The organism is Dysgonomonas sp. GY617 (assembly GCF_015233815.1).
Classification (GTDB): domain Bacteria; phylum Bacteroidota; class Bacteroidia; order Bacteroidales; family Dysgonomonadaceae; genus Dysgonomonas_A.
The window spans coordinates 813,487-832,545 of the sequence record NZ_JADCLR010000001.1 but is presented as its reverse complement, the minus strand read 5'-3'; the positions used below and the strand labels follow the sequence as shown (position 1 = coordinate 832,545).

9 protein-coding genes and 1 riboswitch are annotated in these 19,059 nt (G+C 35.3%); of the genes, 1 reads left to right on the top strand and 8 read right to left on the bottom strand.

Features of this window, described 5'->3' with window-relative positions; genetic code table 11:
• Positions 1-3: 3 nt before the first annotated feature.
• The 5 genes from IR022_RS03495 to IR022_RS03475 form a co-directional block, all read right to left on the bottom strand.
• Complete coding sequence (locus IR022_RS03495) at positions 4-2,262, bottom strand: GH92 family glycosyl hydrolase (RefSeq protein ID WP_194202603.1); 2,259 nt, start codon at positions 2,260-2,262, stop codon at positions 4-6.
• A 197-nt stretch (positions 2,263-2,459) separates the two neighbouring features.
• Positions 2,460-3,197 carry a DUF3823 domain-containing protein gene (locus tag IR022_RS03490; protein ID WP_194202602.1) on the bottom strand — a complete coding sequence of 246 codons (738 nt, stop codon included), beginning with the start codon at positions 3,195-3,197 and terminating at the stop codon, positions 2,460-2,462.
• An 18-nt stretch (positions 3,198-3,215) separates the two neighbouring features.
• Positions 3,216-5,168: a RagB/SusD family nutrient uptake outer membrane protein gene (locus IR022_RS03485; protein WP_194202601.1), complete on the bottom strand. Its 1,953-nt coding sequence runs from the start codon at positions 5,166-5,168 to the stop codon at positions 3,216-3,218.
• Positions 5,169-5,180: 12 nt separating this feature from the next.
• The gene (locus IR022_RS03480; RefSeq protein WP_194202600.1) at positions 5,181-8,387 is read right to left on the bottom strand and encodes a SusC/RagA family TonB-linked outer membrane protein; all 3,207 of its coding nucleotides are present in this window, start codon (positions 8,385-8,387) and stop codon (positions 5,181-5,183) included.
• Between the two features lie 253 nt (positions 8,388-8,640).
• Positions 8,641-10,851, bottom strand: a complete 2,211-nt coding sequence (locus IR022_RS03475; protein WP_194202599.1) for a glycoside hydrolase family 3 C-terminal domain-containing protein — start codon at positions 10,849-10,851, stop codon at positions 8,641-8,643.
• Positions 10,852-11,114: 263 nt separating this feature from the next.
• On the opposite strand from IR022_RS03475, the gene IR022_RS03470 reads away from it, so the two are divergent.
• Positions 11,115-13,670, top strand: coding sequence for a hypothetical protein (locus IR022_RS03470; RefSeq protein WP_194202598.1), 2,556 nt, complete (start codon positions 11,115-11,117; stop codon positions 13,668-13,670).
• 248 nt (positions 13,671-13,918) lie between these two features.
• Positions 13,919-14,123, top strand: a riboswitch (cobalamin riboswitch).
• A gap of 430 nt (positions 14,124-14,553) precedes the next feature.
• Here the strand turns inward: IR022_RS03470 and IR022_RS03465 are convergent.
• The 3 genes from IR022_RS03465 to IR022_RS03455 form a co-directional block, all read right to left on the bottom strand.
• On the bottom strand, positions 14,554-16,776 hold the full coding sequence (locus IR022_RS03465) for a TonB-dependent receptor (protein WP_194202597.1): 2,223 nt from the start codon (positions 16,774-16,776) through the stop codon (positions 14,554-14,556).
• A 600-nt stretch (positions 16,777-17,376) separates the two neighbouring features.
• On the bottom strand, positions 17,377-18,249 hold the full coding sequence (locus IR022_RS03460; protein ID WP_194202596.1) for an arginase family protein: 873 nt from the start codon (positions 18,247-18,249) through the stop codon (positions 17,377-17,379).
• A gap of 195 nt (positions 18,250-18,444) precedes the next feature.
• On the bottom strand, positions 18,445-19,056 hold the full coding sequence (locus tag IR022_RS03455) for an HAD family hydrolase (RefSeq protein WP_050711579.1): 612 nt from the start codon (positions 19,054-19,056) through the stop codon (positions 18,445-18,447).
• Positions 19,057-19,059 lie beyond the last annotated feature (3 nt).

Genomic DNA, 19,059 nt, shown 5'->3' with positions numbered 1-19,059 from the left:
CTATTACTTTGCCGATGGTGGAACATCGTTTGCTCCCCATGCTCTATTTGCAGTATTGCCCATTACCAGAACTAGTTTAGCTCCATTTTCTATATCCGAATGGCTAAACCAAGGTTTGTTCCACTCTTTACCATTTAATGTTGCCGACTGAATATATTTATTGTTGTCAGAACAGTTTATAGCTTCGACTTCGAATACCTTTCCATTACTCATGGTCATTTTAGCCGATTTAAATAGTGGACTACCAATGTTATACACAGGTATACCGGGTGTAACCGGATAGAAGCCCAACATCGAAAAACATACAAATGCCGACATACCGCCGCCATCCTCATCTCCGGGAACTCCCATCAAATCGCTACGAAACCATTGTTTAAGTAAAGTACGGATACGTTTTTGAGTTTTCCATGGTTGTCCTGCATAGTTGTATAGGTATGGTATATGAAGACTGGGCTCATTTGCCATCGAAAATTGTCCAACATTACCTGTATGATCTGGCAATTGAGCATAAAATTCAAATTTGCTTTTGCCAAGTGGCTCTACAAATGTTTGATTCAAATTATTTATAAATTGCTCGTTACCTCCCATCAAACTTATTAAATCTGCTATGTTGTGAGGTACATCCCAACGATATACCCAACCATTATTTTCACCATAATATTCGCGTGCTCCCATTCCTCCCGAATAACGATAATCGAACGGTTCTATAAATTTTCCGTTTTTGTCTTTCGGGTGAAAGAAACCCGTTTCGGCATTGTATACGTTTCGATAGTTATACGAACATTTTAAATAATAATCAGCCTCCTCTGTTTTACCCAGTTCCCTCGCTATTTGCGACAGACACCACTGATCATAAGATGTGCCTAAGGTTACGGCTATTGGTTGTCGTTTTTCGAATGGGTTTACATTGGCAACGGTTTCCTTTTCGCCTACTGCTAAAGCAGGTATGTAGCCGTTCTTTTTGTAGAAATCGTCAATCCATCCAGAGGGTGCTCCCGACCAGGGAATCAGTGTTTTTTCTTCTATTCCTTTTTTGCATGCTCCGTATGCTTGTTCCAGATCGAAACCTCGGAGTCCTTTTGCATATGCGTCAATAACGGTAGCTACAGCATGGTTTGAATTCATTCGTCTTGAGTCTCCTGTTATTTCAGGGAAAGTAGGCATCCAGTTAGTACCCATTTGTTTGGCCATAGCCAGATATGAGTTGATAATGTCTACTTCTTCTTTTGCATTGATTAGTACACGCAAGGGGTGTGTTGCACGGTAAGTATCCCATATCCAGTCATCTGTATAAAAGGGATTACCTCCATCTTCATGCACACTATTATCAAATGCACTATAATACCTGCCATCTTCGCTAATGCAAACGGGACGTTCGTAACACCGATAGAGCGAAGTATAGAATACTTCCTTATCTGTTTTCTTATCTCCTTCAACCTCAATCTTGCCTAACATGTCATTCCAAATAGCACGACCTTTGTCTGCCAATTGTTTTACATCATAGTCCTTTTGTTCTCTCTCCAGATTCTTTCTAGCTTGCTCTTCGCTAATAAAAGAGATTCCATAACGCAGGTTTAACGTTTGAGCCTTGTCTCCAAAATAGAGTATAACATTGGCATTGTTACCTTTTGCTTGCTTCTGACTTTCATTAATAGCATTATTTACCCATAATCCGGATTGAAGCGGAGTTTGCTCTATTTCAAGATATAGATATACTTTTGTATTATTTTCTAGATTCTGATATCCTTGTACAATATTTCCTTCTGCTTTTATAGCTCCATTTTTTGAGTTCAAGATCAGATAAACAGGAGAATTATCTTGCTTATAATCAATTTTATATATTGCCGATTGATGTGAGGGTGCATATTGGATATGCGTTTGTTGATCGTCTAAATCTACTTCATAAAAATAGGGAGTCAACTTCTCGTTATCGTAACTGTACGAGATAACTGGTGATATGTTTTTCTTATCGCCTTGATAAGGACTCAGATTAAAAGCTGAACTACCTCTGTGACTGGTTATAATAAGGGGTAGCCCATTAAGAACATCTCCTGTATAGTCGGCACGCTCAGGATAAACTCTGAGCATACTGTTAGGCAGATGTATTGTTGGATAAGTAGGTACTAACAAGTGACTAATGTTGCCTATATAGGGGTTAACATAATCAACAGGTTGTAATTGTCCTACGATTCCTTTATTATTAGCTGAACAAGCTGAAAAAATCAAAATAAGTAATAGAAAATAGACTCTATTAATTTTCATACTGATTGGTTTAGATAGATTAAAAATTACGTAGAGAGTTCTGTAATGCTCAAATTAAGCATCATTAGAAATAAATCATTCTGGGTGTAAAATCATCATCCTGAATAACAAACAAAATGTTGTTTGAATAAAATATCCTTTGGTTGTATTCAGGATGATAATTATCTCTATTTTTTGAACATCCGTATCTGAACTGGTTAAGGCACTTCTACCTTAATTACTTCAGAATAATTAAACTGTTCGAAGTTGTCTTTTACTTTAGCACCCATTCTAACATAATATGTTCTACCTGGTTTTAGTTGTAGTCCCGATACTGTATAGGTCTCGTTACTGATTCCGGTTTTCATATCCCCAACACCGTCCCACCAATTCTTATTAATATTTACGCGGTACTCGTCTTTAAAATATTCTTGAATCCGGTTGCCTGCTCCACAGTATTGTGTTAAGCTAAGAAAAGGTCTCACTTCCAGAACGGTTGGTAAGCTCTCTGTTATAGGAGCTTGTAATTTACAAGACATTTGCAACTTGTTATCCTTATCCAGATTCCATTTCACATCAATAATCTTAAGGTAAGGAGTAAGTTCAAAGTCTAAAGTATTAGATCCATTCAATTTGAAACTCTTAATTGTATCAGCTACCGGCCAAAAGGGTCCACTGTAGGGCAGAACACTATATGTTGCCTTAAACAGTTTTGTGTTTACATATGTGCCATCTTGTTTAACAACGAGATCCTGAGGTGATGGCTTCTCACCCCAACTTGTTTCCCAAAGTCTTATAGATATTTCTCCCTGACCCGTAATAAAAGGTTCGCCTGTAGTTGAGTCTATAATTTTGCCACTTAAGCTAGCATTAGGCCCGTCGTAATTATCAATATCGGTACATGCAGCACCAAATAATAATAGACATCCGGTTAAGCCATATAATATCTTTTTCATTGTGAAAATTTTAGTCTGTTAGTAAATAGGATTTTGTGGATAAAGATTTGGATTCTTATTGAACTCACCTCCCGGTATTGGTTCGTAATACCATTTTTTCTCGAAGTTGAATGTCTTATTCCAAGGTTCTCTTTCACGTAGGAATATGTAAGAATTGATCCTTTTTCCACCTTCATATTTAATTTCATCTAATACCAAATAGGGCATTAAAGATTTAGGCACAAATTGACGTAGTTCAACATCGGCAACTCTCCAACGGCGGATATCCCACCAGTGGTGATTTTCGTAGCAAAGCTCACGCTCGCGTTCTTCACGAATAAATTGCAAATTTGAATCAAGTGAATACCCATATTTAGAACTTAAATCTGTCGGAGCAGGATTGTAAGGATATGGTTTAGCCCCTGCACGATCTCGTATTGCTGCTATATATGTGAATGCTTCTTGTTTTAATGCATTATTACCTTTTATTAAACCCAGTTCATAGGCTGCCTCGGCACGATTGAGTAATATTTCAGCATAGCGGAATACCTTCCAGGGTTGTGAGCTGTTATATAGTTTCACTTCCGAGGTTTGCATTTTATAATTAATATACTTGCGAATAAAGAAGCCTGTACGGGTATTATTAGCGTGTCCATCTTTCCACATACCATGTTGACCTGTAATGTTAAATTTAGTTCCGGCATAGTCATACTGCGAATTTTTAGGACCTCCTAGTATTCTGTTTGATTCACTGTTGATGGGAGCTCCTGTCGAACCTTCTTGTGCATCAGATACTGTTCCATCATAGTTTAAGTATAATCCACGTTGAATATCAAACTTCTTTCCTCTAAGTTCCATTCCAGGAAAATAGAATGTTGCTTGCATTCTTGGCTCTAGGTTTTCATATAGTTCCTGAAAACTTTTGAAACGTCGCGGAGTATTATCTTCATTTACAATAGGCAGTTTTTCAAATAATTCAACAATATCAAGAATAGGATAAGCTGCAGCTTCGTTATCACTCGAAAAGTCTGGATTTGGAAGATGAGTTGCATCATAACTATGTTTCAATCTGTTATTGTGAGGAGCTGTGGTACTATATTCCTTAACAAAAATGTCCTCTTTGCTATTCAAGTCAAGAAACAAGTCAACATAGTTCTGAACTTTGTCGGAATTCATTTTATATAAATCGTATCCTCCCTCTTCAACAATTTTAGATGCATCATACGATTGTTGGAAAAACCATTCGGCATCAGTTTTCGGTATGCCTACTAATCCTTTGTCAACTGCTTCACCTGTAAATCCGACATCTGATCCATATTTAGCTATTGAACCCGCATATAACATAGATCTTGACATAAGGGCGGCGGCTACGTACTTATTAACTCTTCCTCTATCGCTTTTAGCGGGTAGATTTTTTATTGCAAAATCTAAATCTTCTTGAATAAATTTATAGACATCCTCCTCTTTATCACGAGGTACTTGTAATGTTTCGACATTTGCAAGAGGGTCTTGAACTTCTTTTATAATGGGTATACCACCATAACGTTTCACCAATGCAAAATAATAAAATGCTCTTAAACAACGAGCTTCACCAAGTATAGCATTGTATGTTTCGGCTGTATATTGAGATTCAAAAGCCGGAAAGTCTCTGATCAACTCATTAATTTCGCGTATACGATCATAAGGCCAGTAACCAAAACCTTGTGCTCCTGCGATACCCCAAAATTGACCTGTCATTTCACCACTCATCGTAGCTAACGTCATCGAATTTTCCCAATAGTTATCCCATCGGAATCCTTTTTCAGGATGATATACAAAATCCTCAATAGGCAGATAACTATAAATACCTGTTAAATATTTTTGAAGCCCAGCTTCAGTTCCAAATAAGGCATTTTTATCTAATAATCCTTTAGGTTCCAAATCCATGTCGTTGCACGATATGGCAACAAATAGCGTTAGAGCAGATAAGAATATATATTTAATTTTTTTCATTTTCCTAGTATTTTAGAATTTAATAGATGCTCCTATATTATAGGTTTTATTAACCGGATATTTATAAACATCAATTTCGCTAGAAGAGGCTCCTCCTGCCGAGCCTGGATGCTCAGGATCAGTATATTTAAGACCTGTGAATGTAAGGAGGTTATAGCCGTTGAAATAAACACGAAGTCCTTTGATGCCAAATCTTCCTATTGTTTTTTGAGGAAAACTATATCCAACTTCAACAGTCTTAAGTCTTAAATAAGAAGCATCGCGGATAGTAACTTTACCTTCGCCTGTTGAAGAGCCTGTTGTTGGATAATATCCTGAAACCCATTTGGTCGATGGATCAAATATATCGGCATTGCGGTCTTCGGGATGCCATCTGTCAAGGAATTGAGTTAGCGCTCCTCCATCAAATTGAAGGGGAGATGCAAGTACTTCTGTATATTGGGTATATACGTTAGCAGTTCCCTGAAAAATAAAACTTAATTCTATGCCTTTCCATTCTCCTCCCAATATTATACCATAGTTAATCAATGGCAAATTGTAAGTTGCTATAGGATAATCGTCATTTCCATTTATTACACCGTCACCATTCCAATCTTCATAATAATAGTCTCCGGGAACAGTACCGCTACTTGTTAATGTTGAGTGATTATAGATCTGATTGTAATTAGTAAATTGTCCTCCGTAACCTTTACCCCACCATATGTCTGCATAACGATTGGTGTTTCTATTTCTCCAGTTATCATAAGAGTTGCCGGCTTTAGATTCATTATTAAATCTGTATTGATTGCGTGTAGTAGATATTTGTCCGTTTACAAAGTAAGAAAAGTCTCTTATTTTGTTTCGGTGCGTAAGTGCAAGCTCTACTCCAAATGTACGGTCTGTTTTTAAATTTTCCTGAGGTAAAACAGCTCCTACTGTTCCCGGAATTACGGTACCTGCATTATCCAACAATCCCTCACGATCACGCTGAAAGTATTCGGCAGTACCACCTAGCAAGCCATTCCATAAATCGAAGTCTAAACCAAAATTACGAGTCTTAGATGTATACCATGTCAAATTTATATTAGGTATTGCAGTTGGTATAACACCTCCTACCAATACACCATTATATATCCATCCTCGATCGTTGGGTTCTAAGTTATATCCTACATAAATAGGTGGATAATCTCCCGCCGAGCGGTCGTCTCCCAATTTACCATAAGAAGCTCTCAGTTTAATGTTATTTATAAAGGATAGCGAACTATTCTCTTTGATAAAATTCTCCTCGCTAAGTCTCCATCCAAGAGATCCAGCAGGGAAGAATCCCCAACGGGAATCTTTCGGGAACTTTGAAGAAGCATCGTTACGGAAACTGAATTCAGCTAAATATTTTCCTTTATAATCGTAATTAAATTTACCAACCCATGCACGAGACGCACGTTCTCCAATTCCATACATACCTGCTAATTGTCTAAGGTCTTCTCCGGCAGACAGGTATTGAGATGCAACTAAAATTTCTCTTTGGGCATAGAAACTATCCCAACTAGCGTATTCTTCTTCGTATAAAAATAAGCCGCTAACATTATGGGCATCATTAAAACTGCGACTATAATTTAACGATAATTGCATCAAAGTTTTATAATCAGGAAATGACTCTCTACGAACTGTAGTGGGTGAATTTCTCAAATGAGGATTATATGATTCTGCCTTTATAATCTCACCATTCTGTCCATATTCAGCAGGAGTATAGCTATACAAATAATAAGCTTTTTTGTAATCAGTTTTATCGGTGTGCTTAAAGTCATAACTATAAAGACCTTTTGCAGTAAGTCCTTTAACTCCGGGCACATCGTAAGTTAAAGCCATTATACCATTAAATGTTCTCCCTACATCTTTTCTATATCCCGTAAGATTAGCGTCTATTACTGCCACTGGATTCTCATTATCAATCATATCGAAATTCGGATAGAGAGGATTGTCATTTACATAGATCGGCACGGTAGGTTTTTGTCTCCATGCTTGTTTATAAATAGCCCAGATATCAGTACGAGGTTGATTTTTTTCGTCCATAAAACCGCTCAGGTTTACTTGAACTTTCAATCGGTCTGAGATTTTTGCATCTACATTAGATCTAAAGTTCCAACGGTTGTAGTTCAAATCGCCACTTTTGTAAGCTCCTTCTATATCCATATATCCTAGATTCAGGAAATAATTGATTTTTCCATTTCCCCCGTTGACATTCAAATTATGTTGAACTTGTGGTGACGTTTTGTTGAATGCTGCATCTACATAATTTGATGTCTTTTTTGTACCATCCAGATAGGGTTGAATATCTGCATCTGAAAACTGAAGAGGTTGTTGATTCATATAGTTCGAATCAAAATTGCGACGAATTTGTTCGTTCTTCAACCTCATATAGTCAATAGCATTTACCGTATTAGGAACATATAAAAATTGTTGCCATCCTCGGTTTATCGAATAAGAAATGTCAAACTTACCGTCAGGATTAGATGTTCCCATTTTGGTTGTGATAAGTAAAACTCCGTTAGAAGAACGTACCCCATAAATAGAAGCGGAAGCATCTTTTAATACCGACACACTTGCTATTTCGGAAGGATCCATACGTGAGAAATAGTCCTTGTCTCGAGGGATTCCATCCACTACAATAAGTGGCTCTCCCATACCCCGAATATCTATTTTTGTATCAAACTCTCCGGGCTGAGCACTAAGTTGTGAAATACGTACACCGGGTATCTTTCCGGCAAGCATATTAACCACATTCTCATTTCGGGTTAAGGTTAGCTCCCTACTATCAATGGACGAAACTGCTCCTGTTAGGGTGGCTTTCTTTTGTGTTCCATAACCTACAACGACAACATCATCCAATTGGGTATTATCTTCTTTCAGAACAATAGTCTGATTGAAATTATTCCCGACACTAATTTCTTGCCTCAAATAGCCAATATAGGATATAGAAATCCGACTTTGAGGTGAAACCTGAATACTAAATTTCCCATCAAGATCAGTAACCGTACCTGTTTTAGAACCAACAACAATTACTGATGCCCCTATTATAGGTTCATCTTGCGAATCTTTCACTACACCTTGAAACATCTTCGTTTGCGAAAATGCCAAGGCAGGTATAAGTAAAGACATAAGTAGAAGAATGCTGTACCGCTTAATAGTATGCAGGTAACATTTTTCTTTTCTTAAATTGAAATCTTTTTCTGTGATTTTCATGGTTAAAACTTCATTAAATTTTCATGAGTATTGTTTTTAATTAATTCCTGTTGAAAGAATGTTCCAATTAATCATAATTGGCAAGGGGGTGTTCTTTGTTGTTTTGCATGATTTTATTTTTAGTTAACGATGGCAAATGTAGATCAGAGGTATTAACAGAAATATAAAAAAGCCATTAACCAGAGCATTAAAATTCCCATAATTTGAAGATTATGGGAATTTCTGATTGTATTAATTTATTCGGCAATATTAATTATTGAACAATGTATTCATTGCCTATAATTTCGAATTCTTTTTGAACCAAAGGCAGTTGCTCTGCTGTTGTTTTCGCAGGGGACGAAGCTCCAATATATAGCTTTCTTTTACCTGTTTCAATCTTTAATATACCTTCAGCATTAGTCAGCGCTATCTCCCGAGGGTTTAATTTAAATACTACATTTTGACTCTCTCCAGCTTTCAGCGAAATTCTCACAAATCCCTTCAGTGCATATAACGGCTTTACCTCTTTTGCTTCAGGATAAGACATATAAAGTTGTACAACCTCATCGCCATCTCTTTTACCCGTATTTTTCACACTAACAGTTACCTCTACTTCTTCGCCTGCTTTAATTCTCTGAGGCATTTGTATTGGAGAGTATTCAAAGGAGGTATAGCTAAGACCGTAACCAAAAGGATATAAAACTTGTCCATCAAAATATCTATAAGTACGATTTTTCATTTCGTATGATCCAAAAGGAGGAAGATCACTATCCTTAGCATAGAAAGTAACGGGTAGTTTTCCCGAAGGATTATAATCTCCAAAAAGAACATCTGCAATTGCTGTTCCCGAATCCTGTCCTCCATACCAAGCGTTTAGTATAGCAGGCACATGTTCTGATTCCCATTCAGTAGCAATAGCACTTCCTGTCATCATTACAAATACGGTAGGAATATCTGCCTCATGTAAGGCTTGCATCAAATCGGTCTGTATTTGAGGAAGCTTTATACTGGTTCTATCTCCTCCTGTAAACCCAGGAACATCTACTGGCATTTCCTCTCCTTCCAATTGTGGAGATATACCCCCTACAAAGATTACAACATCCATTTTTTTTAAGAGCTGCACTAAATCACTAATCTCTTTTTTACTGTCTACGGATGGCATAACAAAATCAATCCCTTTTTGATAAATCACCTCTGCATTTTTCAGTTTTTTCTTGATTGCTTTAAATGGGGTACTTATTTCAGAGGGAAATCCATTATAGTTTCCTAAAACAGATTCTTCATTATCGGCATTAGGTCCTATAACAGCTACTTTCTTGAGTCCTTTATCTAAAGGCAGGAAGTTTTTCTCGTTTTTTAATAAGACAATAGATTTTCGGGTTATATCCAAAGCTATTTTTTTGTGCTCCTGAGATTCCAGAACAGATAGGGGTATTTGTGAATACTTCACATCCTCAACAGAATCAAACAAACCTAATCTGAATCTTATTGTAAATAAACGTTTCAATGATATATCAATCTGATCTTCGCTAATTAGTCCCATCTTCACAGCTTCTATCAAACCCCTGTACGCCTGCTCTCCACAGTCTATATCAGTTCCGTGAAACACGGCATCAGCTGCCGCAAACTTCGAATCGGGATGTGTTTTATGATGACGATAAAAATCATCAATAGCACCACAGTCCGAAGTTACATATCCATCAAATCCCCATGTATTTCTTAATATTTGCTGCATAAGTAAATCGTTTCCACAACAAGGTTGTCCACCAAAAGCATTATATGCACACATAACTCCTGCAACTTTTGCATCTACAATCAAATCTCTAAAAGCAGGTAAATAAGTATCCCACAAATCGTATGGGGTGACAAAAGTATTAAAAGTATGCCGATTATTTTCGGGTCCACTATGTACAGCATAATGCTTAGCACAAGCGGCTGCCTTTAGATATTTATTATCATCTCCTTGCAAGCCTCTCACAAAAGACTTACCCATAACCCCAGTCAGATAAGGGTCTTCTCCGTATGTTTCTTGTCCTCTACCCCAGCGAGGATCACGAAAAATATTAATATTAGGTGTCCAATAGGTTAAACCATGATAGATAGTATAATTACCCTTTGATGAAGCATCGTTGTAAATAGCACGTCCCTCATCAGATATTGCGGACGATACTAGTTGTAACAATACTGGATCCCAAGTCGCAGCTAAACCTATAGCCTGAGGAAAAACTGTAACTTTGTATTCTGTACGTCCTATTCCATGTAAACATTCGTTCCACCAATTATAAGATGGTATACCCAATCTCTCAATTGCAGGAGCATCATTTAGCATCTGATATACTTTCTCTTCCAAGGTAAGACGTGAAATAAGGTCGGTTACTCTATCCTCCATCGGCAACGTAGTATCTCGAAAAGAATAATCTTGCCCTTTAACAAAGTGGACAATAAATAGAGCAACAATTAATAACGTGAATTTCGTAATTTTCATGTAAATAGATTTAAATAAAATATTAACACAAAATAAAGATCAACACATTAAAAACTCATAAGATCTGCAATTAATAAACATATTAAAATTCCATTAATAGGGAAAAATCCCATCTATTTTCCTTAAAATTGCCTCAGAATAACCAATTCGAATATTCTTTTATTGTGCTGAAGAAAAGAAATACTCTATCTTTACATTTGTTAGCTTTTGTTACACCTTAATTACACTCGTTCAAAAATCTCTGTAAGACCACATATAATCTGATGAAAAAACTGTTTTTTATTGTATCTCTTATTTTCATTTCAGGATTATGTAATATAATCTCTTCTGACAATATTGATTATGGCTTATTCATTAAGGCTTTCCCCTATAATGACCAGGATAAGACATCTCTAGTTTTAGAGAATAATCAACCATTGAAATTAGGTAAAGAAACAACAATGTCTTTCTTTATCAATATTCGTAAAGACAATGCCTTTGGTGTTGTATTCAGAATTATTACTGACAAAAAGGAGAATATAGACCTTATGTTTACTGTGGGGGATAAAGACAAACGATATCCTATGCTCGTTATCAATGAATCGGTCTTTATGATTTCGGAAGAAATAGTCTGTGATCAATGGATTCCTTGTAGTATAACATTATCATCCGAAAAAAATGAGATTTCAATAGTATATAATAATACAAAATTATCTGTACCACATTCTCTGACGGAAACCAAAAATGCTTTAATCTCATTTGGTCTCTGTCCTCTTACAGGATATTCTCTTTATGATATTGCATCCGTGAACATACGAGACATAAATATTTTTGATAAAAAAGAATTAATTCGTAACTGGAAGCTTCGCGAACATGATGGCTTAAAAAGCTTCGATTCGGTGGCTAATGTACCAGCCATAACAACCAATCCTCGCTGGATTACCGATATGTATGCCTCATGGGAAAAAATATATTCGAAACAGATAAAAGCAAACTCATTGTTTTGCTTTAACCCCAATGAAAACTTGATATATATTATAGATCCCGATTCTAAGGATATTATAACTTTTGATCCTGAACGAAGAAACGAAACCACAACTGCTGTAAAAAGCGGAGTGATTGCCGCTAATGCTCCCAACCAAGTGTTTTATAATCCTGAACAAGATTTATTGTTTTCTTATAATTTAGATGAAAATACGATCTCTCGCTTTTCATTTGCAAATTCATCATGGGACAGCCATATAGAATCCAAATTAGACCATGGATATTGGAATAATTCAACATCCTATTCAGAGGCAGACTCTACTATTGTATCTTTTGGCGGATACGGTTTTTACAAGTATAACAACGAATTAATTCGTCTACATTTAAATCATGGTTCAATCACAAAAAGTAACTTATTAGACATTCCACCACGGCATTCGGCATCTACTGCTATTATAGGTAATACATTGTATATATTTGGAGGAAGAGGAAATAAATCGGGTAGACAAGAATTATCTCCTAAGAATTATTACGACTTCTATTCTGTAAACCTATTAACAGAGCAAACAAATAAGCTATGGGAAAATAAGTCTGAAAATATAGATTTTTTACCTAGCGAAAATATGATTTTCGATGAAAAAGAGAACTGTTTCTATATTTTTGCCACTAAAGACGGAGGTACTTTATTAAGAATAGAGAAAGACAAAATAGGATATACCTCTGTTTCTCATCCTATACAAGAAGACCTTAACGCTCATTATTTATACACTAACTTATATTTCTCTCCAAAGCTGAAGAAATTTTATGCGTTAGTAAATAAAATAAAGACAGATGGATCGGCAGAAGTGAGTATATACTCTCTAAGTTATCCCCCAGCAGCTATAACTGACTCGGTAGTAAATGAACAGTCTTCTGATCATACATTTTCTTTTTCTTTTAAACTTATTACTCTAATCGTATTAGGATTAGTGGGATTAATACTATTAATATATTTTCAATATAGAAAAAGACCTTCCAGCAAAATAAACAACACTAAATTACCGAATACACTCGAAGTTAATAAAACCGATAATATAAAAAGAGAGATTGAAACAAGCTATTATGACTTCTCGAAGCAATCAATCTGCTTTCTCGGTGGTTTTTCTGTTACCGATAAAGATGGACATAATATAACCGGACAATTTACACCAATGCTAAAGTATTTGCTCATTCTTCTCATTTTACATACAGTAAAAGAGAGTAAAGGAATATCGGGCAACAAGCTTATTCAACTACTGTGGTTCGACAAGAACGATGAATCTGCCAAAAATAACAGAAATGTTTATTTAAGTAAGCTTAGAACAGTATTGGAGAATGTTGGCGAGTGTACAATAACAAATCAGAATGGTTTTTGGTCTATCTCGCTTGGAGAGAATATTAGGTGTGATTACATAGAAACCATGAAATTATTCTCTTTAATCAAAGAGAATAAATCTTTGGCTCCCTCAGAAATAAATAAATTAGTAGAACTTTTGCTCAAAGGGGTATTTCTTCCTAATACTGAAGCTGATTGGATTGATAATTTTAAGAGCGACTTTTCGAATCTAACGATTGATACATTAACAAGCCTTTCTAGCGATGGATATGAGAAATTAAGTGACGAACTTAAATTGAAAATTGCTGATATTCTTTTTTTACATGATTATATAAATGAAGAGGCTCTTTATTTAAAGTGTTCAATTTTCTTTAATTCGGGAAAAAAAGGTATTGCTAAAGGTATTTATGATAATTTCTGCAAAGAATACCTCAATCTGTTGGGAACTAAATACAAGTATTCTCTATCGGATGTTATTAGTAGAAAGAATATTACGAAATAACTAATTCCCTATATATTGGTTGAGGGTTTATGCCAAAACATAAGACCATTTTACCCTCTTTTAGCCTAAGTTTCTATAGGCATGCCCTGTCTATTTTTTATTCTAACCTCTACCCTATCTATTATTTTACGCAATATCTTATATAAACCATGCGTAAACTAGAAAATCTAAAGTTTACCTATACTATAGAATAATATTACTCATAAATCACAATATAAATAATTATTATCTAGTATAAATATATCTTATACCCTTGCGTCAGTTTTGGTGTTATACATCCACATCTTCGGATTAATAATTAAAAGGAAATCAGGTGTAAATCTTGAACAGACCCGTTGCTGTAAGCTTCGACAAAATCTTTAAACAATACTCAAGCCACTGTTCTATAAAGAATGGGAAGGACGTTTAAAGAGGAAGTAAGTCAGAAGACTTGCCAAAAAATATAGTTTAAAGCTTTCTTGGAATAGAGCTAAAGAACATTACAAGTAAAAAATCTCCCCATTTTCGAAGGAAGGCATTTTTTATCTGAGTGTATTTCTTTTGTATTTTTACGCTGTTCTGGATTTAAATACGGATAAACTGACAATATTGGACTTAACTTATAATGAGGGGACTTTCTCTTAAAGATCAATTGTACTGGGTAAAAAAGCTTATATTGGAGTAAATCCAAAGAGTCAATCCCCTGCAGTCTATATCTACGATATCACTTCCGGAAAATTAGATAAAGGCTTAACTATTACTGAAGGTTATTCTTTTGATAGAATATAAATATTGCCGTATTCTTTTCATTGTTGAAAAATGGAATACGGCAATATTTTATATACAGTATGCTAAATTGCTATTCTTTATCTAGATATTAGCTTTGATTTGTGTATCAGTTGTATTAAAAACTATATGCAATACGTGTTCTCAAAAAGAAAGGAGTACCGGGTGTAAAATGTATTTCCTCTACACTTGTGGTTTCATTCTGTAATCTCGATTCTGTTGCAAATTGAGTTTCTTTCCATTTTGTATCAAACAGATTTTCTATACTCATTCCAACAAGTAACCCTTTATACTGATAATTGAGATTGACATCAAAGATGGCAAAACCATCTGCCATTATTGATTTATCTTCGTTTGCAGGACGATTATTCATGAAACGGAACCTTAAACTTCCCGAAAAACCATTCCAATTGTTTAAACCCAATCCTGCTGTACTTGTAAAATCGGGAGCTAGTGGTATATAATTTTCTCCCTTGGGTTCGTCAATACTACGAGCAAAGGCATAATTGGCATCCACGTCAAAAAATAACCAGTTGTTCAATTGATACCGTATTCCGAGATCAGCACCCATTCTTCGGCTTTTTCCACTAGGTTCTATAATTCCGGCATCACCAACATACACAAACTCCTGTTCTGAATACAAATACCAGAATGCACTATTGACTATTAGACGTGGAAGAGGTTTCCAGATACTTCCCAAATCGGATCCGAAAACTCGGGGAACCGTTTTTTTATCCTTATCAGCCACAACTACACGGGTATCGTTAGAATGAAATCCTAGTCCCGATTTAAGATAAAATTGTAGGTTATCGCTTTCACTGTATATGAAATTTAACTTAGGAGATACTAATGTTTTCTGAACGCCTTTGTTTTTATAAACAGTATCCAATCTGTCTTGATAATTGAATTGGAATTGATCTATCCGAAGGGCAGGTGCTATCGTCAATTTTCCTAATTCAAACTGAGCATTTGCATAGGCAAATATATTCGATTGATCTATGTCGCCAAGCATTACATTAGAAAGAGTAATGTAGCGCTCTTTGGTTCTTGATAGTTCTGAGCCCTTAGTGGCATCAGCTCGAAAACCAACGCCCCCTTGTATAGATGTTTTTACGTCTCCCAGATCGAGAGTCTTACCCCATTCTGTATTAAGTCCAAAAATGTCTCGGTTTTCTTTTTGTCTGATCTGATCTCCATTTATAGGATCTTCCAGAAAGAAAGTAAAATTAGAGTATAATTCAAATTTATATTTGCTATAAAATGTATTCGCTTTGAAGTAAGTATTGTCATCAATTGCTCTAAAATAAGCCGCATTTACATTTGTACGCGAAGTGTTTCCTCCTTCAGTATCGTCTACCGCTCCAAACCACGAAATAGTACCGTCATTAACAAGACGTAGGGGTATTTGACCCGAAGCATCCCATTTACTGGTGAAGTGAGATACGGTTAAAGAAAACTTGCTATTATCGTTGAATCGCGAAGTATATTTTCCGAAAAGATTTATTCTTTTGAAGTTTTGAGGGGCATCAAAAGGACCATCAGTTAGCAGATATTCAGTTGCAATATAAGCATCTTGATTAGCTTTATCCTGGTCTAGGATATTAAACATACCAATAATCCGTTTGGTATTAAACATACCGAGTTCTACACCTACACTACTTTTGTCGAGTTTTTCTTTCGTTTTAAAAGCAACATAACCGGCTGTTGCAAAATCTCCTTTATCTGCATAATAAGGCCCTTTTCCGAAATCTATTTTATCTACAGTTTCAGGTATTAAAAAATGTAGGTCTGCATAACCTTGTCCATGCGCATGAGATACCATATTAACGGGCATCCCATCTACAGATATAGCTATATCCGTTCCATGATCGAGATCGAAACCACGTAAGAATAGCTGTTCTGCTTTACCTCCTCCAGCATGTTGTCCAATAAATAATCCGGGAACTTTTCGTAATAATTCTTGCGAAGAGTTTACCTGAATTACTTTGAGATCGATAGCTGTTATGAAATTTAATCCTGCAAGTTTGGGATGTATAACCACTTCTTCTAAACGAAGAACATCTTCATCCAGAACCACAGTTTCTGTCTCCGATAAGTTTGCTTTTATTTCGAGGGTTTTGTATCCTAATCCTCCAATTGATAGAATATCATTTTGATTTGTTTTATCTAAGGTAAACACTCCGAATTCATTGCTATGAGTGTGCTCATTCGTTCGTGCATTAAAAATCTGAACTCCTTCGATAGGCTTGCCAATAGAGTTCGTTATCTTACCTTTAGCAGTTTGCCCTAATGCTGTTACAGTAATTATAAAATATAAGAATATAAGAATTACAGATTTCATAATGTTACCTTTTTGATATTCGTGTTATTGATAACATGTAAACATTATTTATTGTTCAATAAGCAAAATAAATATTAAAATATAAAATATGATGACATTAAGTCAAATCTGAAATACTCTAAATCTTCATCCTTGATTAATACTCAGACTGAGCGATAGAAGAATATTTTGGAAAATTTAAACTTAGCAAAACAAAAAAACATTTCACTTAGAAAACAGCCGAACAATACACTGCAAAACAGATAGTTAATAGACACAATCCAATAAATAAATAAAAAATGTTTTATAGCATATAATTCATTAAATAAAAAATGGAAATGATCAGAATTGACCTATAGACCTTCTATAATTAGAGATCAGACTAATATATATTCATTAACAAATATTTGTAGAGGTTCTTTTCTGCCTTTTTTAATATCAAAAGAAAGATCTGATAAACCACATTATCAAAGCTTTTGAGAAATACATAAAAGCCTAGTTGAAAAAAGTTAGCATCTTTAAAACATAAAAGCTTATCACGGATTGTGATAAGCTTTTATGTTCTTTGCTGTATAAATAGTTTCGTTTATTTCTTTAAGATTATAATATGCATCTTGTTTACTAACTAAGCAATGGCAACCGATTCAGCATATTCTTAATTTTAATCGCTACTCGTGGCATCGGTTCAGCTATGGTAAGACCTACAACATCATATTCAGAAGCTATATCATTAATTACCCGCACAACTTCGTCAATTCTCATCCCATTGGGATCAGTACCTACTGCCGCTATTATCTCCGCAGGATCCAGTACATCCATATCAAAATGAATAACAACTTTCGAGACGTTTCTATCTTTTAGCCAGTCCATTATCAGAGTACTATTTTCTGCCACATCCGATGGAGATAAACCTTTTATACCTAATTTGTTTTGCCTTTCCTGCATACCTTCATCCCAAGAACGGAGCCCAACAATTAATGCTTTGGAAGCGTCCACTTTTCCTGGTAGAGCATTCAAAATATTCTCATCTCCCATCCCTAGACAAGCAGTTAATGCCATAGCATGATAGCCCTTATAATCGTCATACGGCAAGGTTACATCAGGATGTGCATCTATCCAAATAATAGCAATATCATCAGCATATTTCGCTGCCAGATAAGAAAATGGCACAACGCTCACTGCACAATCCCCACCGAGTGTTACGATCCTATCCGGATTATTCTTCTCAACAATTTTCAGAGCCGCTTGTGTTTGCTTCAAAATAACTCTGTAAGAACTGATTCCGTTTTCTGTTTCCCTGTCATTTATATCTAATGAAACTGGAACTTCTTCAGTATGTTGATCACCTACAGGAGCTAAAAAATTTAATAATTGTGCACCTAAATAATAACCACGAGACGAATCATCGGGAGCCAGATCAGGCATCCAATGAGCAACTATACCTCCTTGCCATTGAGGGTATATAAGACGAAGTGTAGATGTTTTATTTTCCATTTTGTGATTATTATTTATGATTTTATAGATTCTTGATGAAGAATACAATTAACTACAAGGCTCTATTATCGAGCGAAGTGGGTTCTATCCCCTTTCACAAAATGCCTAGAAGTTTTACAATATGTATGATAAAAATCATACATATTGTAAAACTATAATTTTTTAATTCATCTTTCAAATTAATGTCACTTTAAGCTACATTAAATCTATTCCTTTTTTCTTCATTTCGTCCCTTAGACTCACGCCTTGTTGAAAATGAATAGTGTGAAAACCTAGATTTTGTGCTGCCTCAATATTTATTTTATTATCATCTATAAAAAGAGAGTGTTGTGAATCTATTTCACATCTAGAAAGTAATCGCCTGTATATTTCGGGATTAGGTTTAATTACGTTTTCTTCACCTGAAACAATGATAGCATCCAATTCTTTAAAGAAAGAGTATCTTTCATAGACAAGTGGAAATGTTTCTGCAGACCAATTTGTTAATCCAAATAGCAAATATTCTGATTTCAATTCACTGATTAAAGCAGTGTTTTCTTCTATTTCTCCGCCAACCATATCAATCCAATGTGTATAGAACAATTCTATTTCCCTTTTATATTGCGGATGCTTGATAATTAATTCTGAAATACCATCTTTAAAAGATCTTCCTGCATCTTGTTTTTCGTTCCATTCATGATTGCAAACCTCATTTAAAAAGAAATTTAATTCAGACTCTTCTTTAAAAATGTTCTTATAAAAATATCTTGGATTCCAATCCAAGAGAACACCGCCAAAATCAAAAACTATATTCTTTATTTCTTTCATAAT